Source organism: Noviherbaspirillum agri (genome assembly GCF_054780595.1).
Window position 1 is genome coordinate 1 of record NZ_BAAGWA010000015.1, and the last position, 22,321, is coordinate 22,321.

Below are 22,321 nucleotides of genomic sequence, written 5' to 3' on the forward strand. Positions count from 1 at the left end.
CGGCGCCGCTTCGGCTGTACTTGCTGATTCTCTTCCATGGTGTACACGTGTCCACTTGAGTTTATGGTGGACACGATGCTCCGCGATCTTGACCTGCCGATTCAAGATGCGATCACCGGGCGCTTACTCATGATCAATCCCCGCGCAATTATCGCTGCTCGTCGCTTCGGCGAAATCCGCTACGCGGTAGCGTCCGAAACCACAGGGAACCTCTCTCGGTTATTGGGCAAATTCGGTCTTACGCCAGACGAGTCGCTTCTGGTCGAACATGATCGAGACTCCGCGCTTCAAATCCTGATCACCCTCTTGTGGAGGGACATGGCATACGATGACGAGTGCATGTCTAAGGACGAGGCTGAATCGCTGGCGCTGCAAATACTTACCGAGCACGAAAGCCCAGGCTGTAGATACTTTTCGAACGGAAATGTCGCCAAGGGTGAAAGTTGGAACCCCCTCACCGAATCAACGTTCGATGCCGGGCTGGTGGTGACCAACACGGTAGCCAACAATCACTTCTGCATATGGTTCCAAGACGAAGACTGAAGTCCAACAATCCGGTGACCCATCACGTCGGGCGAACGGGCGTCCGGCAACAGCAGCGTATAACTGCGCCGTGATGAATGGCTGCCCCGCCAAGCGATCCTCAGCTTGAAAATGCACGATATGCGGCTACATTAAAAGAAACGGCGCGTAGCCTGGTGTCTCACGCGCCGTTTCTCTTTATAAATTTCTCCTGATTACACATCCGTCGCGCTCTGCACGGCGCGAGCAAAGTCCCGCCAATGATCCACAAGCCCAAGCTGCAAATCTACCTCGACCTCGACGGCGTGTTTGCCGATTTCGATGCGCGCGTCAAACACCTGACCGGCAAACATCCCCACCAGCTCGATCGCGCCCATTTGTGGAAGATGGTCAATGCCGACAAGCGCTTCTTCGCCGAGCTGGAGCTGATCGAAGGCTGCATGCTGCTGTGGGAAGCGACGAAGGACCTTGAGCCGATTTTTCTCACCGGCGCACCGTCTTCGCGTGTCTTCCAGGAACAGAAGCGCGAATGGGTGTCGCGCATCTTCGGGCAGGAGTTCGTTGTTCACGTAGTGCCGAGAAAGTTGAAGCAGGATTTCAGCGGGCCACACAAAGTGCTGATCGACGACACGCCGGAGAACATCGAGCAATGGATCGCGCGCGGCGGGCACGGCATCCTGCACAAGGGCGACCATGCATCGACGGTGCACGCGCTGCAGGAACTGCTGCGGCTGTACGTGGAAGAAAAGTAGCGCATGCTGCCGGCAGGCAGCATTTACGCCTTGTGCACCTCGCGCGAATCGACCGGCGCTTCGACGCGGTCATGCATGCCATAGTCGCGCACGACATGCGCCACCCGCAGCCGGTAATCGGCAAACACGCCGCCGCGCCCTTGTGCCTGCGCGCGACGATGACTCTCCAGGTTTCGCCATTGCGCCACCGCTGCCTCATCGCGCCAGAATGACAGGGAAAGGATCTTCCCCGGCTGCGAGAGGCTTTCGAAGCGCTCAATGGAAATGAATCCGTCGATCCGTTCCAGCTGCGTGCGCAGCTCCGCAGCCGTATCGAAATAAGTCTGCCGCTGCCCTTGCTGCGGCTGTACTTCAAAAATGACGGCGATCATTGCCGCTCTCCTTGCAGCTCCGCTGGAACATGCAGCGTGCCTTCCACGACTTCGGTAAAGCTGCGTTCCTCGCGCAGGATGAAGCGCTTCTCCTGCGCCATCGCAAAGTTGTCGCGGCCGTCGGGATCGGATTTCAGCCTTGCTCGATAGGCCTCGTATGCAGCCAGGCTGTCGAAGGCGATCAGTCCGCATGCGACATTGTTCGTGCCTTCATGCGGCAGGAAATACCCGATCAGGTGGCCGCCGCAGCGGGGAATGATGCGGCCCCAGTTCTCGGCATATTTCTTGAAGGCATCGCGTTGGAAGGGATCGATCTCATAGCGGATGAAGCAGGTGATGGTCATGGCAGTCCTCGTCAATGTGGGCGTAGCCGCTGTTGCTAGCCGCTGGCGCAGTGTTACGAGCGGGTACATAACGGCACGATACGCGCTTGTTCCACCAAGATGGTTCGGCTAACATCGAACCATGAAAGACGGCCCCAACATTGTCGGCATCGCTGCGCTGATTGGCGACCATGCGCGCGCCGATGCGCTGACCGCATTGATGAGCGGGATGGCATTGACCGCAACGGAGCTTGCCAATGCGGCGAATGTGACGAAGCAGACGATGAGCTCGCATCTCGCGAAGCTGCTCGATGCCGGTCTGATCGCGGTCGAACCGGCAGGGCGGAATCGCTACTATCGGATTGCCGGTGAAGAAGTCGCCGCGCTGCTCGAATCCCTGATGGGTGTGGCCTACATGACAGGCGCAGTGCGGCTACGTTCGAGCCCGCGCGAACCGGCATTGCGCAAGGCGCGTGTCTGCTACGACCACCTCGCCGGCGAGCTTGCGGTGCGTCTGTATCAGGGTCTGCTGCGGAAGAGGGCGCTGGCGTTGAGCGTTGACGGCGTCGATGTCACGCCGGCCGGCCAGCAGCTATTCGCGCAGCTTGGCATTGATACGGCAAGGCTTGCTGCACAGCCGCGCTCTTTCTGCCGCACCTGCCTTGACTGGAGCGAACGCCGGCATCATCTGGCAGGAAACCTGGGAGCTGCCCTGCTGGCACGAATGATCGAGCTGGGATGGGCGAAACGGGCGAAGGATTCGCGCGTGGTGACTTTTACCGCTGCCGGCGAGAGCGCGCTGCTTGCGCTGGCAGGCAACGAAAGCCGGCCAGCGGCGCATGACGAGGTGCCGCTTGCCACCGCCACGGCCGTGATGGTGAAGCAGGCAGCGGCCAATACCGGTTTCGCGGATCGACACAGAAAAACATAGAACAACATAGGAGCATGCATGACACAGATTGCTGACACACCGCCGCCGCCTTATTACGCGGTCATCTTTACTTCGCTGCGTACGGAAGGCGATAACGGCTATGCGGAGATGGCGCGGCGGATGGTCGAGCTCGCCAGCGAGCAGCCGGGATTCCTTGGTGCGGAATCTGCGCGCGACGGCGTCGGCATCACGGTGTCGTACTGGAATGATCTCGAATCGATCAAGGCCTGGAAAGCCGACGCGGAGCATCGGGAAGCGCAGGTGCTCGGGCGCAAGCAGTGGTATTCCGCATTCAAGACCCGCATCTGCAAGGTTGAACGCGATTACAGCTTCGATATCCGGTAGCGGTATCGTGTGCATCCTTGAGTGGAAGAATAAAAAGGCCGGCGTACATGCCGGCCTTTTCATTGGGCGGAAAGTGGGTGCCTTCCCGCTCTCGCAATCAACAGGAATTAACTTGAATTAACTGTTCTCCAGGAAGGTCTTCAAACGGTCCGCACGCGATGCATGGCGCAGCTTGGCCATGGCCTTGGATTCGATCTGGCGAATACGCTCGCGGGTGACGTCGAACTGCTTGCCGACTTCTTCCAGCGTTGCGTCGCTGCCGGTGTCGATGCCGTAACGCATGCGCAGCACCTTGGCTTCTCGCGGCGGCAGCGAATCCAGCACGTCGCGGATCACGCTGCGCATCGACGCATGCATTGCTGCGTCGGCCGGGGCAACCGTCATGCTGTCCTCGATGAAGTCGCCGAGTTGCGAATCGCCGTCGTCGCCCATCGGCGTGTCCATCGACACCGGCTCCTTGGCGATCTTCAGCACCTCGCGGATCTTCTTCTCGGGCATGTCCATCTTCTTCGCCAGCGTCGCGATGTCCGGCTCGGAACCGGTCTCCATCAGGATCTGGCGCGAGATGCGGTTCATCTTGTTGATCGTTTCGATCATGTGCACCGGCACGCGGATGGTGCGGGCCTGGTCGGCGATGGCGCGGGTGATCGCCTGGCGGATCCACCACGTCGCATAGGTCGAGAACTTGTAGCCGCGGCGGTATTCGAACTTGTCCACCGCCTTGAGCAGGCCGATGTTGCCTTCCTGGATCAGGTCGAGGAACTGCAGGCCGCGGTTCACGTATTTCTTCGCGATCGAGATCACCAGGCGCAGGTTGGCCTCGGTCATTTCGCGCTTGGCTTTTTGCGCACGCATTTCGCCGGTGATCATCTGCTTGTTGATCGAGCGCAGTTCCGCCAGCGGCAGCGCGACGCGCTCCTGCAGTTCGATCAGTTTCTGCTGGTATTCGCGGACCGCGGGCGCATAGCGGCGCAGCACCGGGCCGTAGGCCTTGCCGCTGTCGGCTTCCGTCTCGACCCAGTCGAGGTTGGTTTCGTTGCCCGGGAAGGCGCGGATGAAGTGCTCGCGCGGCATGCCGCACTTGTTCACCGCGACGTCCAGGATCTGCTTTTCGATGTGGCGAACTTCCTCGACCTGGCTGCGTACGGTTTCGCACAGCTTCTCGACAACCTTGGCAGTAAAGCGCATGCCGAGCAGCTCGTGTGAAATCGCATCCTGTGCCTGCCGATAGGCGTCCGACTGGCGGCCGGCGTTTGTCGACGCGGCCAGCATGCGTTCGTATGCCGCAGCGATGACGTCGAATTTTTGTAGTGCGGCCTTGCGCAGTTCGCCCAGTTGCTCGTCCGAGAGGCTTGCTGCACCAGCGGCGACGCCGCCGCTTTCTTCATCCTCGTCGTCCGCGTCCTCCAGGTCCTCGTCGCTTTCATCTTCTGCGGCGCTGACGGTGACCGGTGCAGTGTCCGGCGCATCGAGATCGACCAGGCCGTCGATGACGTCGTCGATCTTGATTTCATCCTTGCGGATGCGCTCGACCTGCGCGAGGATGGCAGCGATCGATGCCGGGCAGGCGGAGATCGCCTGCATCATGTCTTTGAAGCCTGCCTCGATGCGGCGTGCGATCTCGATCTCGCCTTCGCGCGTGAGCAGCGCCACCGAGGCCATCTCGCGCATGTACATGCGAACCGGGTCGGTGGTGCGGCCGAAATCGGAGTCGACGGTGGACAGCGCGGTGGTCACCGCTGCTTCGGCTTCCTCCTCGTCGTCGCCGCCGACCGGGGCGACATTGTCCGACAACAGCAGCGTTTCCTCATCAGGAGCCTGTTCATAGATGGCGATGCCCATGTCGGTAAACATCGCGATCAGGTTCTCGACCGTTTCTTCCGCAGTCGAGTCGTCCGGCAGATGGTCGTGGATCTCGGCATGCGTGAGGTAGCCGCGCTCCTTGCCGAAGCGGATCAGTGCCGCCATTTTCTTGCGGCGCACTTCCAGTTCTTCCGGGCTCAGGCTGACGTTCGCCAGGGCATCGACACCTTTGCCGGCTGCCTTGCGCGCGCGCGCCTTGGAGGCGGCATCAAGTTCGGCGCGTTCCAGCGCGTTCAGTGCACGGACTTCGTCGTGCTCGGGCTTGAATTCCGACGGACGGCGGCCGCGGCGTGCCGGGACTTTCACCGCCGGCAGGACGTAGCCGGAGGTGTCGATGGCAGCGGTGGCGGCGGCAGGCTGGGCCGGCGCTTTCTCTGCCGGCGCTTCGGCTTTGGCTGCCGCGCGACGCACGACTTTGGCGCGTGCCGGTGCAGCGGCGGCCGGGCCTTCCGCTGCAGGAGCAGTGTTGGTTTCCACGGCGAGCACAGGCGCAGCGGCGGTGACGGGAGCTGCCGGTGCCGGGGCCGCGGCGGGCTCCGCTACAGGAGTCGATACCACAGGATCCGACGCCAGCGCCGGTTCTGCGGCGGCAGGCTTGACGATCGTTTTGGCGACGCCCTTGCGCACGACGACCACTGCCTTCGGTGCCGGGGCCGCGACTGCGGGGGCCGTCTCGGCCTCCGGCAAATCCGCTGCAAACGCCGTCGCCAGGGTTTCTTGCGTTGCGGCCGGAGGCGGTGTGACCGTGGTGACCAGGCGCGATCGCTTGGTGACTACCGTCACGGCAGACGGCACCAGCAAGGGATCCGCCGAGTGGCTCAGGGTTCGCGTGGATGCCGGCTGCGTCGATTGTGCCGATGCCGGCTTTGAAGTTTTTGCAGTCAGTGTCAGTGTCTTAACAGGCTTTGTCATCACGTGAATCTCGGAGAAGGCATCCGGTCGCCCGGTCCGCGCAGTCGCAGTCCCGGGCGGCATGCAATATCGAGCCGTGCGCGCAAAAAGGCGCGCAACGTGCCGGATTCCATGCTCGAGCCTTACTCGTTGGGGAAATAGTTGTTGGTCAAATCGGAGCGATAAATCAGTCGGTCCTGCAGATATCTGACGGCCTGTCTCGTGGCAGCGGGCTGGAACACGTCTGCAAGGCAGTCAGCAGGGCAGGAGGGTGCGTATTATATGGGGGTTTAAAGAAATATTCACGCCACTGCAGCGGAAATCGGACAGCGTTTTGACATATACCGAATGCCGCATGTTCCCTTGCGAAGAATGTTCTCGAAAGAGACCTTATCTGCGGCTAACAAGTGCGGTTCTCACGAGATTGCCGGCTGCGGCGTCCAAAGATAATTTATCTGCCGCTTGTTTTTCAGTTTTGGAGTGTTGTATCGCGATTGCTGCGGCTTCGGTCAGGCAAAAATGTTCTAACCGGTGCGTACGGGGAAGCGCCCTGTGAATTCCTCGACCGGGCAGCGGCGGGGCGTGGCAGCGCCGGCTGCGCATTTCGTGGATGAAAATGCGCAGCCTCGACGTTATTTCTCAACCTTATTCGGTGACCAGTCGCGGCACACCGTCCCACTCGTACGCGTCGAGCCGTTCCTGCTCTTCTGGCGTGAAACGGGCATTGCGCAGTTTCTGCATCGCAAATTGCGCTTCGCTTGTCTGCAGGGTGCTTCCGGTGAGTGCATTTCGTTCGGCAATATAAGCGTTGACCCGCGCCTGCCATGCGGATTCTTCGCCCTCCATGCTTGCCAGCCGTGCCGCGGTTTCCGCAGATAATGCTTGCGCGCGTGCACGGTAGACTTCGTCCTCGCTGGCGCCGCGTGCGCGCATTTGCTGCACCGACTGCTCGACGGCGGCAATATCCGAAGGCGAAGGTTTGTTCATGAACTCCTCGGGGATGCCGCGATTCGTAGTCTGTTCTGCAGCCGGTTCCGTATCCTGCGTGCCGTTTCGGGGCAACGCGGCCTCCGCTGGATCGCTGCGGGCAGAATGCGGGACGGTAATCGCATCCATTGGCTTGATGAACGCGAACAGGTCGCGCTCCACGGGTAGCGTCGCGCGCTCGTCATCCTTTGCCGACATTGCTGCGGAAACAACGGCAACCGCAACGACGACTGCGGCGCCCAGCCACGCAAGATGATTCCTGGTTTCCATTCTCAATCTCCTTGCGGTAGAGCCGCCGCGGCAGCTCTACCATCACACTGTTACAGCCCGTACAAAATGCCTGCCAACCGGTCGAATATCGGATAAACCGCCGATGTCGATACCAGCCAGCCGACGACGTCGAAGTGATCGTAGTTGTCGTAGTAACCCATATAGTTCCAGGTGCCGCGCAAGGAATTGCCGTCGAATGCGCGCGACGGTTGTCCTGCAGGCGCTTTCATGCTGACCGTATTGACCACGCCATCGTTCGGGAACCAGCTGCTGTCGATCAGGACCCGGCTCGGGTCGGTTTGGGTATAGGAACCCATGCCACGCACGAAGAGCGACGGCACGACCCACTCGCCGGCGGTCGGCTTGGTGAAGAAGATCATGTCGTTGCGTGCATAGTGGTAGCTGCCGCTCTGGAACGGTGCGATGATGCGGTCGGTGCCGTTGCAGCAGAAGCTGCCCTTTTCCGTCGCCATGCTGCCCATCGAGTAGTAGAACACGTTCGGCGAGGTTTTCACCCAGGCATTGAGCTCCCTGGCACCGTCCGGGCTCAGATCCCAGTGGGCGGCATCGCGGTTGTTCGACGACCAGAAGGGGGCGCCCTTGGTGCGCTCAAGGAAGTCCGCAGCGGACTCCGACGGCCCTTGCGCCAGGCCATACTGTTCGAGGTCGAAGCCATACAGCGCACTCGACCCGCCCAGTCCCGCCACTTCGACGAACTTGCCGATCATCTCCGACACGTTCGGCACCCAGTTGAAGATTACGTTGCGCAGCGTGGTGCCATTGTGCGGGGTGGCAATCGTCGTCGCGCTCTTGATCCAGCCGACCTTGCCGCCGGTGAAGAGTGCGCCGCCGCCTTCGTCGCCGTTGGGCGAGCCGTTTTCCAGCAACTGGATCAGCGTGCGGACGGTCTGGCCTCCTTGGCTGTGCGCGACGAAATGGATCGGATGCGCCGCGTCCCATTGCGGATACAGCGCCAGCGGATAGCGGTTCGGGTTGTTGTTCGGATCGGTTGCCCAGCACTTGCCGGCAGGTTTCTGGATCTTGCCGTAGGCGGCAAACTGTGCCGTCCGCTTTGCGCCGTAGTCCGCACAGCCGCCCTTGATCTGGTAGTACAGCTCGACTGCGCGGTCCCAGTTCGAGCTCACCGGTCCGACCGATGCGGTAAATACCTGGTGCGAGCCGTTATAGGATCGCATGCGCGCTTCGATGTCGTTGAAGCCGCCCCAGTACTTGAAGTTGGTTCCCTTCAATTCATTGGGACCGAAGCCGAGAAAGCCGTGTACCAGCACGATGGGATCGTTGTTCGCCGCGACTGCCGACTGGCCGGACAGGACGGCGGACAAGGCCACCGTCGCTGTCGCGAGGAACCTTGCCGCTCTCTTGAATAAAAACGCCATTGTGAGTCTCCTTATTGTGGTTTGTCTTGATGTGCTGCGTGATCCGGTTCAACAAGAACCGATCCCGATAGGTCGCCTGCGCACGGCAAACAGGCGTGCGCATGCCTTCTCTCCGAGCAGGAAAGGCGGCGTGCATGCAGCGTCGCCGCGCGATGAAATCTCAGCGCACAGGGCAATGCAGGCTCATGGCGAGATGGCGCATACAGCGCCGGCGATCCCTACGGGGATGGGCTCTCGGTCGGGCTCGTCGGGAAGGCAGCTACAGATGGAAGCCGGAAGGCGTTACCGTGCGGACGGCGGCCAGGGAGGGGGGAATGAAGAGTCGGCGTGGCATCATGGTTGTCTCCTGTATGGTCTTCTTTTAGTGAATGAACCCAAACGCAGGATCTCAAACAAAAGCGAACGGATTCGAAAGCATTTCACCATACGGGGCACCGGTGATCTGTAACAGCGGGTGGCCAGTCAAGCCAATGCCATGACTGCAGGAGCCACGCGGCTTATTTCATGTCAACAAGGTAACGAATTTAGTTGCAGTGAGAACCGAAAGTTGGTAGGGAAATTCCGCCTTCCAGTTATTGATCCAGTGCGAATTTGTCGCACTCTCGCCCCCCCTCTGCTGCTCGTGGGAGAGCGGGCGAGGGAACAGTGCAACAGAATACGGCCGGGTCGATAAAGAAGTCCTGCATGCCCGGGACGGGAGTCTTACGGACGAATCTCTCTATTGCCGGCAGATGCGTGCGACGAAGATGAAAAAGACCGGCACGGATGCCGGTCTTTGCCGTTGGATCATGGCTAACCGGTACCGCCGCTCATCCTTGTGCCAGCAGGGCGGCAACACGGTCGCGCAGCATATCCGGCTGCACTTGCGCAGCCGGCAGCGCATGGCCGATGTTCAGCCCGACACGGTTGAACGCACCGCGGCGAAACGGCCTCACCATGGCCACGCGGTCACCCTTGACCACTTCAACACGGCTGAAGAAGGAACCCCACAGGTTGGTCAGCGCCATCGGCACGACCGGCGGGCGGATGCCGTCCTGCTCGGCGCGCTCGAGGATTTTCATGATGCCGCCCTTGAAGGTCTGCAGGTTGCCGTCGCGTGTCAGGCCGCCTTCGGGGAAAATGGCCAGCAAATCACCTTCGCGCAGCACTTGCGCTGCACGTTCGAACGCCTGCTCGTACGTGTCCGGGTCCTCGTTACGCGGCGCAATCGGGATCGCCTTCGCCAGGCGGAACAATGCGCCCAGCACCGGGATGCGGAAGATGCGGTGATCCATGATGAAGTAGATCGGGCGCGGGCTGGCCGCCATCAGCAGCACTGCATCGATGAAGCTCACATGGTTGCAGGTCAATACCGCAGGCCCGGACAGCGGAATGTTCTGATCACCGCGCACCCGGAAGCGGTAGATGAGGTTCGACATCACCCAGGCGACAAAGCGCAGCAGGTACTCCGGCACGAGCAGGAAGATATAGCCGGCGACCACTGCGTTGGCCAGCGCAATGAAGAGGAACACCTGCGGGATCGTCACGCCCAGTTTCAGCAGGATGCCGACGATCACCGAGCTGGCGATCATGAACAGCGCATTCAGGATATTGTTGGCGGCGATGATGCGGGCACGATGCGTCGGCTGCGCGCGCAACTGGATCAGCGCATACATCGGCACGCTATACAGGCCGGCGAACAGGCTCAGCAGCGACAGATCGGCCATTACGCGCCAGTGATAAGGCAGTGCCAGGAACTGGCCGAGCGCGAGTGTCTCCGACGGCGGCAGGGAACGTGTTGCGAAATACAGGTCCAGCGCGAACACGGTCATGCCGATCGCGCCCAGCGGCACCAGGCCGATCTCCACATGGCGGCGGCTCAGCACTTCGCACAGCAGCGAGCCGGTAGCAATGCCGACCGAGAACACGACCAGCAGCACCGATGCCACTTGTTCATTGCCATGCAGGACATCGCGCGCCAGGCTGGGGAACTGGCTGAGGAACACCGCACCGAAGAACCACATCCAGCTGATGCCGAGCAGCGAGCGGAACACCACGAGGTTCCCGTGCGCCAGCTTCAGGTTGCGCCAGGTTTCGCTGACAGGGTTCCAGTTGATCGTCAGGTTCGGATCGGTCGCCGGAACAGCGGGAATCAACTGCGCGATCACGCGCCCGACAATGGCCAGCGCCATACATGCGATTGCCACTTGCTGGTGGCCGACTTCCGGAATCGCGACCAGCAGGCCGCCGACAACATTGCCGAGCAGGATCGCGACGAAGGTGCCCATCTCGACCAGGCCGTTGCCGCCGGTGAGCTCGCGCTCGTCCAGCACCTGCGGCATGTACGCATATTTCACCGGGCCGAACAGTGTGGAATGCAGGCCCATCAGAAAGGTGCAAACGAGCAGCAGCACCACCTGGTGGGAAAGGAAGCCATACGCGGCGAGCGCCATGATGACGATCTCGAGGTTCTTCACGAAGCGGATGATCTTCGTCTTCTCGAACTTGTCCGTGATCTGGCCGGCGGTCGCGGAGAACAGCAGGTAGGGCAGGATGAACAATGCACCGATGACCAGCCCGGCCATCGCCGGCGGCATCCAGTCGATCTGCAACTGGTAGGTCACCATCACGGTGAAGGCAAACTTGAACAGGTTGTCATTCGCCGCGCCGGAAAACTGCGTCCAGAAAAAGGGCGCGAACCGGCGCTGGTGCAGCAGCGTGAACTGGTTGGGATGATGGGAAGCAGATTCGGTTTGCACGGCTTCACTGGCGGACGGCGTGCGCGCGGAAGGTTGTTCCATGTCGTACCTCGATAAATAGAGTGGCACGAATATACACGCAGGCGATACTAATGTGACAATTTTCGATACCATAGGCGTCCTGGGCTACCGCCGGTAGCGAAAAATGACACTTTTATGCCACTTCCATGACGACCACCGCCAATCTCATCGCTGCCATCAAGGATGAACTCAAGTCCGCTGGCATGACCTACGCCGACCTCGCACAGAAGCTGAAGATGTCAGAGTCCAGCGTCAAGCGCATGCTGGCCAAGGGAGAAATGCCCTTGTCGCGGGTGGATACGATCTGCAGCGCATTGAAGATTGACTTTGCAGAACTTGCCCGTCGCGTGGCGGACGCGCAGCCATTGCTCGCCGAACTGACGCTGGCGCAGGAAAAAGCCGTGGTCGCGGACAAGAAGCTGCTGCTCGTTGCGATCTGCGTGCTGAGCCAGTGGACGCTGGAGCAAATCATTGCGCATTACCGGCTGACCGAGGCGGAGGCGATCAAGTACCTGGTGCAACTGGACCGGCTCGGCATCATCGAACTGCGCCCGCTGAACCGCTACCGCCTCAAGCTGGCCAAGACCTTCCGCTGGCGGCCGCACGGCCCGGTGATGAACTTCTTCCGCGAGCATGCCTTGCTTGATTATTTTGCCGGCGGTTTTGACAAGGAGGCGGAAGCGCTGCTGCTGGTCCACGGTTCCATCAGCAAGAGCCTGGCGCCGGCGTTTGTGGAGCGACTGCAGCGCGTTGCGCAGGATTTCGCGCAGCAGCACCAGACCGACCAGAAGCTGCCGCAGCAGCATCGGGAAGGTTATACGCTGCTGCTGGCGATGCGCTCGTGGGAATACGAAGTTTTCGAACGCTTCCGCCGTTAGAGCATTTTTCCCCTAACCGTACGCGGCCAATCTCGAGCCTGCGATGCTCGCCGTACCTCACGTACGGCTGCGCTTCTCGTCCCGACCTTGGCTCGCGTACAGTCAGGCTAAAAACGCTCTGGCAGGCGGTTGTAAAACTACTGCGCGGGCCGCCTCAGTAGGCTGCGGTGCTCTGCGTACCATCCATACGCGTGCGCTCCTCGTCCACAGCGCCGGCCCGCTCGCTACGTTTTTCAACCGCCTGCCAGAGCGATTCGCCTGCCTGTGCAAGGGGCCCATCTTGGGTCCGCGATGCTCGCCGCCCTTGCAGGGCGCGTATTCGCTGGCAGGTAAATACTTCTTCGCAGGCGGGCAGCATACTGCCCGAATTCCCTGCTGCACCATCGCGTACGGCTGCGCTTCTCGGATTCGGCGTCCAAACCCAACCTGGCCTCCCTTGCACAGGCACGCAAATCACTCAGAAAGCTGGTTAGCACACGTGTTGCTTGTGGCGTCTACTGCTCATACGCCGCCAGCCGCTTTTGCTCGTCCTCGGCGAAATATGCCTGACGCAACTGCAGCAATGCCGCCTCGCGATCTTCGCTGCGTTGTTGCGCGGTGGCTGCCAGCAACTGGTTGCGTTGGGCGAGATAGGCGTTGATGCGCGCTTTCCATTGCATGTCTTCGCGGTCGACTTCTGCCAGGCGGGAGGCTGCTTCCGGCGAGAGTGCGGCGGCGCGCATGCGGTAGATCTCGTCGTCGCTCGCGCCTTGGCTGCGCAGCTTGCTCACCGTTTCCTCAAGCCTGACGACTTGCAGCGGCGCGTCGCGCGCCTCCCGCAACACCTGGGGCAGCGCGGCATCGAGCGCAGCCAGTTTTTCCGCTTTCTGCACCGGGCTCAGAGACTGGTCCTGGCTGACCTCGAGGCGGGCAACCGCGTCGAGATGCTGGGTGTCCTCCATGCCGAACATCGCTTCTGCTTCCGCCGGACTGAAAAAGCGTGCACGCGTCTGCTGCATCGCCGCCAGCCTGGCACGCAGTGCATCGGGGCTGGCGCCTGTGGCCGAAGGATTCTTCTCGACGTCCACCAGCGCCTGCTTGTAATTCAGATAGCGTGCCAGCACATCCTTCGCCTCTGCTGCTGCACGCGGCTTGAGGCGCACATCGAGCACGCGCTCGATCTCCTGGCGGATGGCATCGAGCGGCTTCTCGCCGATGCCGCTGAGGTAATAGTCGAACAGGCGCACCAGTTCGGCATTGACAACGATCGCTTCACCGTCCGCGACCTGCAGTTCGCCGTCAGGGCGCGTGCCGTCCAGCGAGCGAAGGAAGGGAAACAGGTCGGGCGCCGCAATCTCGCGTGTTTCGGGCTTTTGCGGCGTACGGATCGAAGAAATGGTCAAAAAAGCAGCGGCGATCCCCACCGCTGCAAGGACCACAATGGTCGTTTTTTTCATTGCTGTCGCCTTTACAGCCCTAGGTTCTTCAGGCGGTTGGCGTGCTGGCGGAACAGCGTGACCGGGTTGGTTTCGAAGATGTTGACAATGCCGATCGTCTGGTTGACCTCATCCAGGTGGTTCATCCTGTAGTCGTCGCGAATCACGCGGCCAAGGTGGGTGGAGCAGCTGCTGACGAGGCCGTCGTTCTTGGCAAAGCCGAAGGCAAGCGACGTGAGTGCGAGGCCGGGGTCCAGCACGTCGAAGATATTGGTGTAGGGCTGCGCACCGCTCCATGAGAAGTAGTGCACGCCGCGCTCCTGATAGGCGCCTTCGCCGCAGGCCGTGGCCGGCACGCCATACGGATGGGCGGCGTTGAACCTGGCAGCGCCCACCGTGCTCAGCGAGTTTGCCGCCGCACGCGCGTTCTGCGGGTAGCCGGAGCCGCCGGACAGGAAGCTGATGATCTGTGCGAGGCCGTTGGCGACCGACTCGACGACGGCAGCCGACAGCGACCCTTCCGGTGCGATGCCGAGGATCAGGTTCGCCACGTTGGAGCCCTTGTTGACGCCGCCGATGCTGGTCACCGATGCGACCAGGTCAGGGCGCACGGAGGCAACATAGCGCGCCGTCGGGCCGCCGTGGCTGTGTCCGATCAGGTTCACCTTCTGTGCGCCGGTGGCGGCGATGATCTGCTTCACCTGCTGCAGCAGCTGTTCGCCGCGCACTTCCGTGCTGTTGGCGGCCGGCACCTGTGTCACATACACGCGGGCGCCATCGCTGCGCAACGCAGACGGAATGCCGTACCAGTATTCGAGAAGGCCGATGTTGTCAAAGCCGAAGAGGCCATGCACCAAAACGATGGGGTATTTCGTCTGGGTGTAGCCCTGGGCGAAGGAGGAAGAGGAAAAGCCTGAGAACGCGAGCAAAACCACGACGGCAAGCCGCCAGAAAGCTTTTTTCATACGGTGTCTCCTGGTTGGTGTTTTTGTTGAAGGCTCTGGAAATGCAGTAAGTCGTCGCTGGCGGACCTCCTTTCGTCATGTGCGGAATGCGGGGCTGGCGGCAAAGCGGGGGTGTTGCTTGCCGTATATGCAAGGCGGGCTGGTTGCCTGCCTGCTGCGGGGCGACGTTGGAGCCGGCAAGCGCTGCCTGCGTCAACATCGTGTGTATTTAATAGCGCTCAAGGTACGCCGCTGTACCACTTCACCCTTTGGGAGAAATCAATTTCCCTCGCAATTCGACAGGGTATGGCGCTTGAACGCATTTCTCGGGTGTCGTACGCGCTGCGGCAGATACCGTGCGGATATTCCGCTTCAGGAGAAGAACAAAGCTTCGTTCTTTGTTGTCATATCTCTCATTGAAAATCGATATATGGACCCGGAGGAGTGTGTACCGCAATGGAGAACGAAATGAACATGAACGAGCCTGAAGGCTCGGCACATCGATTGAGCGGAAAGACCGTGCTGCTCGGCGTTGCGGGTGCCGCAGCAGCCGTGACCTTGCTGGCTCTGGCGCGATCTCGCCGGCACATGCGGCGCTACGGCGACAAGGCGAGCGAACGTCGTAATCCCATGCATTTTTTCCTTGCGGGCACGCATCCGCTGCGGCGCAGGATCGATACCAGCGGCGCGCATCCCCTGTTTGAGCGGCGTCAGTCGGTCTACGACGCATACTGAACGCCGCGAGGCGCTTTACAGGGCTGGCTGACAGACTCTTGCTACACTTGGCCGCGACATGCGGAAGGATCAGGATCTTCCTTCCGCGTTGCGCATGCGTTCCCGCATCGTCGCGGGCGCTGGTGGCGGCAAGCAGGAGGAAGAGCAGTGGCAAAAAAATGGTGGTCGTTCCTGGTCAAACAGCTGCCCGAGAAGCCGGCGCAGGACGGCTGGTATGAGACCAGCACGGACGGTTTCGCCACGACGCTGGTGCTGTACTGGCGTGACAGCGAATGGGTCGTTGCGCCGGACAGCCCAAGAGGAAAGGAACATATCCGTCAGGATCGGCAGTGGCGTGAGCTGTCCTGATTACCTGCCTCTCAGGCGATCTTTTCCGCCCGGCACAAGCTCGGCAGAAATCAAGTATTCTCTTTCCTCCCGACAACAATGCGGTTGACGTCCCGCGACGCACCGCCGTCCGACTTCGCTTCAGCAGCATGAATCATCCGCTCACGCCGTCCACCATCCTGTTCCTCCTGATTCCGCCGATCCTGTGGGCCGGCAATGCGGTCGTCGGCCGGCTCGTGCACGAGATGGTGCCGCCGATCACGCTCAACTTCCTGCGCTGGGCGCTTGCCTTGCTGATCCTGTTGCCGCTGGCTGGATGGGTGCTGCGCAAGGGGAGTGGTATGTGGTCGCATTGGCGGCGCTTTGCGCTCCTGGGATTGTTGGGTGTCGGCGTGTATAACGCACTGCAGTATCTGGCGCTGCAAAGCTCCACGCCGATCAACGTGACGCTGGTTGCGGGCAGCATGCCTGCCTGGATGCTGCTGGTTGGCCGCTTGTTCTTCGGCGCGAGAGTGTCTGGCAAGCAGATTGCCGGTGCGGCGCTGTCCGTGGGCGGGGTTCTGCTCGTGCTGAGTCGCGGCGAGTGGCAGCAGTTGCTGGCGCTGCGTCTCGTGCCGGGCGACCTCTACATGCTGCTTGCCACTGTGATCTGGTCCTTGTACAGCTGGCTGCTGGCCGAACGCAAAGAACCTGAAGCCATTCGCAACGACTGGGCTGCATTCCTGCTGGCGCAGGTGACGTTCGGCGTGATGTGGTCCGGCGTCATGACGGCGGGCGAGTGGACGCTGGGCAGTCCGCAGATCCACTGGAGCTGGCCGCTGCTGGCTGCCCTGCTTTACGTCGCAGCCGGGCCGGCCGTGGTGGCGTTTCGCTGCTGGGGCACCGGTGTGCAGCGCGTGGGGCCGAGCATTGCGTCGTTCTTCAGCAATTTGACACCGCTGTTTGCTGCCCTGATGTCCTCGGCCTTTCTCGGGGAGTTGCCGCACCTGTATCACGCGGTTGCGTTTGCACTGATCGTGGGCGGCATCGTCCTGTCGTCGCGGCGTTAAGTTAATTTACAACGCCGATCAGCTCCGGATCATCCGCGTGATCGACGAGGATGCGCCGCACGCGATCCTGCCACAGCGTTGCGAATTCTTGTGCTTCCTCCGGCGAGGCCTGCCCCGACAGCGTCTTCTGCAGCAATCCCATCATGAGCGGGTTAGCGGGGACACGGCCGATGTGCATTTCCAGATCGACGGCGGCGCCGGTATCCGCGCGCTCAAAGCGGGCCTGTGCCTTGATGTCCGCGCCGAACTGCAGCAAATTCTGCCGCCGGAAATGTCCGGCGATGCCCTTGAAACCGCCTGCACCCGCAGCACCCGTGACGAGTCCGGCCACGCTGCCGATCACGCCGGTTACGCCTTCATCCTGCGCATCGGCAAAGCGCACGTACACCGCACCGCGTTCCGGTATTTGTTCCGGGTAAAGCAGCTGCAATGCGCGTCGCGTCATCAGGTAGGCGCCAGCGACGGTGGGGCAGGAGTGGCCGGCCAGCCGCACGGCGTCGACGTAGCGGTAGGTGAGGATGCCGCCCGTGCTGGCACCGAGGAATTCTGCAAGGGCGTCATGGACCGTGATGCTGGGTGCATCATCGAAAAAAGCCGGGGTATTCATGGGTTTTCCTTTCTCTGTCAGGCGCGGCAGAGCTGCTGCGAAATGCTCCGCGCATGGTGGATCTCTTCAAAGTCATTGCGCAGCACGGCAACGATGTCGCCGTCGATGGCGCGGTCAGCGGCCATCTGGTCCAGGACGGCAAGGCATTGCGCACGTGCCATGCCGCGCCGGTAAGGACGGTCCTCTGTAATCGCTGTAAACACATCTGCCACCGCGATGATGCGTGCGCCAAGCGGAATATGACGCGGACGGAACGGGTAGCCGCTGCCATCGAGGCGATCGTGATGCAATGATGCCCAGGTGTTCACGGTTTCGAGGCCGGGCACCATGGAAAGTATCTGGTGCGTGTAATAGGGATGCTGCTTGATGATCAGCATTTCTTCCGGTGTCAGTTTTCCTGGCTTGTCGAGAATGGCCGACGGCATGGCCAGCTTTCCGATATCGTGCAGGTAGCCGGCAACACCGACCAGCGTCGTCTCCTGACCGGAAAGGTCAAGCCGGACCGCCAGTGCCTCGCTTGTCGCCGCGACGCCGCTCGAATGCGTCGCCGTGAAAGAACTGCGGTAATCGATGATTTTCCCGAAGATGCGGGATAAACGATGCAGCTCTTCCAGGTCGAGCGGGACGGTCGAGCCACCGAAGCGGCGCTTGAGTATCTGTTCCTTGTGCCGGCTCACCAGATCTAGCCAGAATGACTCCTTCTGCGAAACCGACTCGAAGGCCTGCGCGGCAAGAGGGTGAAACAACCTGGGCGAACTTGCTGCAACGGTTTTTCGGATTGACGCAGCGTGCTGCAGAATCTCGCTGTCGCTGCAGGGGGCTACGGCAATGCCATCTGCCATGCGAAGGATGTGGCCGGACATGGGAACGGCCTCGCCGGCAGCTTCGCTCCCGCGGCCATCGTCCCAGTCCACGTGATGGAAGCGGATCGCGTCTGCGGCACGCGCAAACGGAGAGAAGTCGCGCAACATCAGGTAACCCTCGACGCCATGGCGATGCACGTCATCCGACGGCTGGCTTGCCAGATCGCTTGTCAGCGCCGCATCGAGCAAGCCCATCCAGGCCGGTGAGCATGCGGCGGCAAGGTCGTGCAGCGCGCCGGCAATCAGCACATCCTGCGTTTTCTCCCTGCTGAAGCCGAGCTCTTCTGCAACGCAGGAGGCAATATAGGCGACGCGCAGGTGGTGTTCGGAGATCGCCGGATGCAGAAAATCGATCGCGCGGGCAAGGCACAGCACCATGTCGAACAGGTTGACATCGAATCCGCTTTGCGCCGTCGTCATGATGTGAGTGCCTGGTTAAAACGGTATCAGCTTGCTTCGACGACCGGATAAAAATCGGTGTCTTCGCGGCGCATCCGTTCGTACAGGACTTTCAGCACGCTGTTTGCATCCGAGCGGAAGGCTTCCGGGTTCTGCGATACCGTGAACGGCGTGTTCCAGCGGCGCGCAAAGGCGAGATAGGCCGATGCAATCCCCGTCATCTCATCCTGGAACCGTTTCCCCATGCGCGCGAGCTGGGCGTTGCCGGTGTTTTCGAGCGCCGGGTAGAGCAGCTTGTCTTCGACTGCAAGGTGCAGCTTGATTGTCGAGCTCATTGAAATGATGGCCTGCGATATGTCGGCCGCATTGTCGCGGATGCCGCTCTTGACGAGCGTTCGTAAAGTTGCGATGCCATTGAGGATGTCAACGTGTTGCTGCTTGAACTTGTCGATGTTCATGTGGGCTCCCTGCAGATTGGTCCGATTGGGTGTGAGGACACGCACGGCTCGAGTGATGTGATGCACTCGCCGCTTGAAAATGCTGATGTGAATCAATTCTAGCGAGAACGATTTAAACATGCAAATAAAATGAATGTTTAAATTAGCAGGGCTGCGCCGAAGGGAATCGACCCGATTCCCTTCATGGAAAAGGGCTGTTCTACAATGCGATGCGGCGCCAACGCCATCATCGCCATGCATTGCCGGAACGGCAACGGCACATGTGCATCAATCACTTCTCCGAAGAATCCGGTGACCGAAACATCCCAAGCCAAACGACCTCGCTGTACGACCTGCCTGCGTGCGCAGACCTCCTGCATCTGTCGCTGGATCAGACCGACTGCCAATGTACCCGAGGTGCTTCTTCTGCAACATCCGATGGAAGTGGCCAATGCAAAGGGCAGCGCGCGGTTGCTGCACCTGAGCCTGAGGCGCAGCCGGCTGGAGACCGGCGAGGCATTCGATGCGCATGTGCTGCATGCACTGCTATATGCAGCGGCACCACGATCGGACGATGCGTTGCCGGGCAGTGCAGAAAGCACGAAGTATCCCGTGCTGCTGTATCCGGACACGCCCGATTGCCGGTCACTTCAAATATGTCCGCCGCCGTCGCTGGATGCCGCTGCCATTGCCGATCTGGAAAACGTGCGTCTTGTCGTGCTCGACGGAACCTGGCGCAAAAGCCGCAAGATGTTGTACGCCAATCCTTTGTTGCAGGCATTGCCGCGCCTCGCGCTGCAGGGCATGCCCGCCTCGCGCTACCTGATTCGCAAGGCGCATGGCGAGCACCAGCTCTCGACGCTGGAAGCGAGCTGTCACGCGTTGACGCAGCTGGAAGGCGATGCGCTGAAGTACCAGCCGCTGCTGGATGCGTTTGACGGCTTCGTCGCCCAGCAAATGGCATGCAGGGAAATGCGCAAGCCTGCATGAACAGGCGGGCAGTGCTTTTCTGCCCGACTTGATCCAGGATCATTCATCCCGACGAAAATTTCATCCATACTGGAAGCCGGTTCGCTGTTCAATGCTGATAGTAGGCTATTGAAAGACTGCAAGCTCGGCCCGCTCGCGTTGTTTTTCAACAGGCTGATAAAGGAGGAGTGCGATGCATTCTGGAAAAATCCTGGTCGCGCAAGGCGGCGGCCCCACCGCAGTCATTAACCAGTCCCTGGTCGGTGTGACGCTGGAAGCGCGGCGCTTTCGCAATGTCGAGCTGGTGTACGGTGCACGCCATGGCGTGCGCGGCATCATCAACGAAGACTTTGTCGACCTGACGCAGGAGACCAGCCACAACCTGGAACTGGTCGCCAGCACACCGGCTTCCGCATTGGGATCCACGCGTGACAAGCCGGACGTCAAGTATTGCCAGGAGATCTTCCAGGTTTTGCGTGCGCACGAGATCGAGCAGTTCTTCTACATCGGCGGCAACGACTCGTCCGACACCGTGCGCATCGTCAGCATGGAGGCAAAGAAGGCGAACTACCCGCTGCGCTGCATCCATATCCCCAAGACGATCGACAACGACCTGGTGGGCAACGACCATACGCCGGGCTTCCCGTCGGCCGCGCGTTTCGTCGCACAGGCCTTCGCCGGGGCCAACCTTGATAATGCTGCGCTGCCAGGCGTCTATGTCGGCGTGGTGATGGGACGTCATGCCGGCTTCCTGACCGCCGCTTCTGCACTGGGCAAGAAGTTTCCCGACGATGGTCCGCACCTGATCTACGTGCCGGAGCGCATCTTCGTGCTCGACAAGTTCCTCGCCGATGTGAAGCAGACTTATGAGCGGTTCGGCCGTTGCGTGATCGCCGTATCGGAGGGCATCCACGATGCTTCCGGCGCGCCGATCGCGACCCTGCTCGCCAAGGATTTGGAGCACGACGAGCATGGCAATGTGCAGCTTTCCGGCACGGGAGCGCTGGCCGACCTGTTATGCGAGGAGATCAAGGCCAGGCTGAAGATCAAGCGCGTGCGCGGCGATACCTTCGGGTACCTGCAACGTTCCTTCATCGGCTGCGTATCCGACGTCGACCAGCGCGAAGCGCGCGAGGTCGGCGAGAAAGCCGTGCAGTACGCGATGTGGGGCAACCGTGATGGTTCGGTCGCGATCAAGCGCACCGGTTTTTACTCCGTCGACTATGAATTGCTCGAGCTGGATGCAGTCGCCGGCAAGACGCGCGTACTCGACGATGAATTCATCGCCGAAAGCGGCACCGACATCACCGATGCCTTCCGGCTGTATCTGCGCCCGCTGCTGGGATCGAGGATGCCGGATGCCTTTCGGCTGCGCGCGACGCCTGTGCCGAAGTTGCGCAACGGGGCAGGCTGAGCAGCATGCCGCATGGCAGAGGGCGCGACGCGCGATTGGCCGGGCCGCGCCATGGGATCCGGCGCCCCAGTGTCGATCAGGCGCCGCGATTCTGCTGTTGCTCCTGAGCGTCCCGCTTTATCGCCTGCTCCATCCCTTCGGCGGCGTTGCTGTCCTGTTCCGGTGCTTGTCCGACCCGGCGGGCAGCGTCGGACTGCATGTCGAAGCTTACTTCCTCCGCAATGGAGAACCGTCCGTCCTCGTCTTCGTTACTGGAAGGCTGTGACAGTGCATAGTCGGACTGCGTCGAGCGGGATTGCGTCGATGCGTCCCGCCGGGAAGCGGCGGCCGTGCCGGCGTCGCTGTGCGCCGGTTGCCCATCGCGCACTTCTCCGCGCCAGGCGCCGGTTTCGGCGCCGCGCTCCTCCAGAAATTGCTTTAGCCGAGCCAGGTCCTGCCCGAGGCGTTCGGAAATGGCTGCCGTGCCACTGCCGTCTGCGGCATCCGATGCTCCGGATGTACCCGGTGCATTGTCTGCATCCGTCTCGAGCGTCAGCGTGACGCGTGCAGCCTCCGCCCCTACGGGCTCGACGGCGACCTTGCCGGTGGATGCCGGTCCGCTGGTGTTATGCCATGCGATATAGCGGTCCGGGACCTGCTCCGTGATTTCCGCATCCCATTCCACCTGGCGGTCGGACACCTTGGTGACCCAGTGAAGATGGCTGTCATCCAGTTGCTGCACACTTTCTACGTCCTGCATGAACTGGGGATAATCCTCAAACTGTGTCAGCTGATTGTAGGCAACGCGCGCAGGCACAGCGATTTCTACCGACTGCTGGATTCTGGTCATGATGTCGCTCCTTGTATTGGCCTTGTATTGGCAAGCGCCGTATC

At 61.0% G+C, this 22,321-nt stretch carries 23 protein-coding genes; 10 read left to right on the plus strand and 13 right to left on the minus strand.

From position 1 onward, the window contains the following. Positions 1–75: 75 nt before the first annotated feature. Positions 76–543: a hypothetical protein gene (locus ACYVIA_RS18885; RefSeq protein WP_460843571.1), complete on the plus strand. Its 468-nt coding sequence runs from the start codon at positions 76–78 to the stop codon at positions 541–543. 239 nt (positions 544–782) lie between these two features. After that, positions 783–1,274, plus strand: a complete 492-nt coding sequence (locus ACYVIA_RS18890) for a 5' nucleotidase, NT5C type (RefSeq protein WP_460843573.1) — start codon at positions 783–785, stop codon at positions 1,272–1,274. 23 nt (positions 1,275–1,297) lie between these two features. Here ACYVIA_RS18890 and ACYVIA_RS18895 read toward each other — a convergent pair whose 3' ends face one another. After that, positions 1,298–1,645: an antibiotic biosynthesis monooxygenase family protein gene (locus ACYVIA_RS18895; protein ID WP_460843574.1), complete on the minus strand. Its 348-nt coding sequence runs from the start codon at positions 1,643–1,645 to the stop codon at positions 1,298–1,300. Beyond that, a complete protein-coding gene (locus tag ACYVIA_RS18900) occupies positions 1,642–1,989 on the minus strand; it encodes an NIPSNAP family protein (RefSeq protein WP_460843576.1) in 348 nt (115 codons plus the stop codon). Before ACYVIA_RS18900 ends, ACYVIA_RS18895 begins: the two co-directional genes overlap by 4 nt. A gap of 121 nt (positions 1,990–2,110) precedes the next feature. Between ACYVIA_RS18900 and ACYVIA_RS18905 the strand changes: the two genes are divergently transcribed. Next, positions 2,111–2,899 carry an ArsR/SmtB family transcription factor gene (locus ACYVIA_RS18905; RefSeq protein ID WP_460843578.1) on the plus strand — a complete coding sequence of 263 codons (789 nt, stop codon included), beginning with the start codon at positions 2,111–2,113 and terminating at the stop codon, positions 2,897–2,899. Positions 2,900–2,917: 18 nt separating this feature from the next. Further along, positions 2,918–3,244 carry an antibiotic biosynthesis monooxygenase family protein gene (locus tag ACYVIA_RS18910; RefSeq protein ID WP_460843580.1) on the plus strand — a complete coding sequence of 109 codons (327 nt, stop codon included), beginning with the start codon at positions 2,918–2,920 and terminating at the stop codon, positions 3,242–3,244. Between the two features lie 117 nt (positions 3,245–3,361). On the opposite strand, the gene rpoD is transcribed toward ACYVIA_RS18910, so the two are convergent. From rpoD to ACYVIA_RS18930, 4 genes are all read right to left on the minus strand, one after another. Continuing rightward, complete coding sequence (rpoD, locus tag ACYVIA_RS18915) at positions 3,362–6,019, minus strand: RNA polymerase sigma factor RpoD (RefSeq protein ID WP_460843582.1); 2,658 nt, start codon at positions 6,017–6,019, stop codon at positions 3,362–3,364. Positions 6,020–6,643: 624 nt separating this feature from the next. Continuing rightward, on the minus strand, positions 6,644–7,255 hold the full coding sequence (locus tag ACYVIA_RS18920; RefSeq protein ID WP_460843584.1) for a lipase secretion chaperone: 612 nt from the start codon (positions 7,253–7,255) through the stop codon (positions 6,644–6,646). A 50-nt stretch (positions 7,256–7,305) separates the two neighbouring features. Further along, the gene (locus ACYVIA_RS18925) at positions 7,306–8,652 is read right to left on the minus strand and encodes an esterase/lipase family protein (RefSeq protein ID WP_460843586.1); all 1,347 of its coding nucleotides are present in this window, start codon (positions 8,650–8,652) and stop codon (positions 7,306–7,308) included. A gap of 809 nt (positions 8,653–9,461) precedes the next feature. Further along, positions 9,462–11,432: an MFS transporter gene (locus tag ACYVIA_RS18930; protein WP_460843588.1), complete on the minus strand. Its 1,971-nt coding sequence runs from the start codon at positions 11,430–11,432 to the stop codon at positions 9,462–9,464. A gap of 125 nt (positions 11,433–11,557) precedes the next feature. Between ACYVIA_RS18930 and ACYVIA_RS18935 the strand changes: the two genes are divergently transcribed. Then, positions 11,558–12,289: a helix-turn-helix domain-containing protein gene (locus ACYVIA_RS18935; RefSeq protein ID WP_460843590.1), complete on the plus strand. Its 732-nt coding sequence runs from the start codon at positions 11,558–11,560 to the stop codon at positions 12,287–12,289. Between the two features lie 494 nt (positions 12,290–12,783). Here the strand turns inward: ACYVIA_RS18935 and ACYVIA_RS18940 are convergent, their stop codons facing one another. Next, a complete protein-coding gene (locus ACYVIA_RS18940) occupies positions 12,784–13,725 on the minus strand; it encodes a lipase secretion chaperone (RefSeq protein WP_460843592.1) in 942 nt (313 codons plus the stop codon). Positions 13,726–13,736: 11 nt separating this feature from the next. Beyond that, positions 13,737–14,669 (minus strand): esterase/lipase family protein, encoded by a 933-nt coding sequence (locus ACYVIA_RS18945; protein ID WP_460843594.1) that lies wholly within the window; start codon positions 14,667–14,669, stop codon positions 13,737–13,739. 453 nt (positions 14,670–15,122) lie between these two features. Here ACYVIA_RS18945 and ACYVIA_RS18950 point away from each other — a divergent pair, with 453 nt between their 5' ends. The 3 genes from ACYVIA_RS18950 to ACYVIA_RS18960 all read left to right on the plus strand — a co-directional run bounded on the left by ACYVIA_RS18950 (position 15,123) and on the right by ACYVIA_RS18960 (position 16,759). Next, a complete protein-coding gene (locus ACYVIA_RS18950; protein ID WP_460843596.1) occupies positions 15,123–15,383 on the plus strand; it encodes a hypothetical protein in 261 nt (86 codons plus the stop codon). Between the two features lie 147 nt (positions 15,384–15,530). Next, complete coding sequence (locus tag ACYVIA_RS18955; protein ID WP_460843598.1) at positions 15,531–15,731, plus strand: hypothetical protein; 201 nt, start codon at positions 15,531–15,533, stop codon at positions 15,729–15,731. Between the two features lie 128 nt (positions 15,732–15,859). Beyond that, complete coding sequence (locus tag ACYVIA_RS18960) at positions 15,860–16,759, plus strand: DMT family transporter (RefSeq protein ID WP_460843600.1); 900 nt, start codon at positions 15,860–15,862, stop codon at positions 16,757–16,759. Between the two features lies 1 nt (position 16,760). Here ACYVIA_RS18960 and ACYVIA_RS18965 read toward each other — a convergent pair whose 3' ends face one another. The 4 genes from ACYVIA_RS18965 to ACYVIA_RS18980 all read right to left on the minus strand — a co-directional run bounded on the left by ACYVIA_RS18965 (position 16,761) and on the right by ACYVIA_RS18980 (position 19,472). Further along, positions 16,761–17,366, minus strand: a complete 606-nt coding sequence (locus tag ACYVIA_RS18965; protein ID WP_460843602.1) for an FmdE family protein — start codon at positions 17,364–17,366, stop codon at positions 16,761–16,763. Positions 17,367–17,383: 17 nt separating this feature from the next. After that, entirely contained in the window at positions 17,384–18,649 is a 1,266-nt protein-coding gene (locus ACYVIA_RS18970) for an HD-GYP domain-containing protein (RefSeq protein ID WP_460843604.1), read from the minus strand. Between the two features lie 26 nt (positions 18,650–18,675). After that, positions 18,676–19,086: a hemerythrin domain-containing protein gene (locus ACYVIA_RS18975; RefSeq protein WP_460843606.1), complete on the minus strand. Its 411-nt coding sequence runs from the start codon at positions 19,084–19,086 to the stop codon at positions 18,676–18,678. Positions 19,087–19,223: 137 nt separating this feature from the next. Beyond that, the gene (locus tag ACYVIA_RS18980; RefSeq protein ID WP_460843718.1) at positions 19,224–19,472 is read right to left on the minus strand and encodes a hypothetical protein; all 249 of its coding nucleotides are present in this window, start codon (positions 19,470–19,472) and stop codon (positions 19,224–19,226) included. Between ACYVIA_RS18980 and ACYVIA_RS18985 the strand changes: the two genes are divergently transcribed. Together ACYVIA_RS18985 and ACYVIA_RS18990 are read left to right on the plus strand one after the other, a co-directional pair. Continuing rightward, positions 19,378–20,055, plus strand: coding sequence for a tRNA-uridine aminocarboxypropyltransferase (locus ACYVIA_RS18985; RefSeq protein WP_460843608.1), 678 nt, complete (start codon positions 19,378–19,380; stop codon positions 20,053–20,055). The two genes, ACYVIA_RS18980 and ACYVIA_RS18985, sit on opposite strands and share 95 nt — an antisense overlap. 172 nt (positions 20,056–20,227) lie before the next feature. Next, positions 20,228–21,448, plus strand: coding sequence for a 6-phosphofructokinase (locus tag ACYVIA_RS18990; RefSeq protein WP_460843610.1), 1,221 nt, complete (start codon positions 20,228–20,230; stop codon positions 21,446–21,448). A 76-nt stretch (positions 21,449–21,524) separates the two neighbouring features. Here the strand turns inward: ACYVIA_RS18990 and ACYVIA_RS18995 are convergent, their stop codons facing one another. Continuing rightward, positions 21,525–22,277, minus strand: a complete 753-nt coding sequence (locus tag ACYVIA_RS18995; protein ID WP_460843611.1) for an SRPBCC family protein — start codon at positions 22,275–22,277, stop codon at positions 21,525–21,527. Positions 22,278–22,321 lie beyond the last annotated feature (44 nt).